General features: G+C 30.9%; 1 protein-coding gene. It reads right to left on the bottom strand.

Annotation, left to right across the window (positions count from 1 at the left end; all coding sequences use genetic code 11):
• Positions 1-230: DUF3641 domain-containing protein (locus H2O73_RS24430; RefSeq protein WP_182110855.1), on the bottom strand; the 230-nt coding region annotated here is incomplete at both ends.

Raw genomic sequence — 230 nt, forward strand, 5'->3', positions numbered from 1 at the left:
TAAATAACCATCCCAACTCACAGATAGTGTGTTTGTGCACATAACATTTTTAACTGCGGAAGGATTATAAGCTTCTACTAAAGCATACATATAATCTTCGTAGTTTTCTGAAGCTATAAGATAATCTAAAAATCTGCTAATAGGTAAATTTGTTATAGCAAATAAATTATGAAACTGAATATCGAAATCTTGCAATAAAGCCTTTTTGAAATCACGTTCTAAGGCAGCCT

Source organism: Vibrio marinisediminis, from assembly GCF_014050145.1.
In the GTDB taxonomy this organism is placed as follows: domain Bacteria; phylum Pseudomonadota; class Gammaproteobacteria; order Enterobacterales; family Vibrionaceae; genus Vibrio; species Vibrio marinisediminis.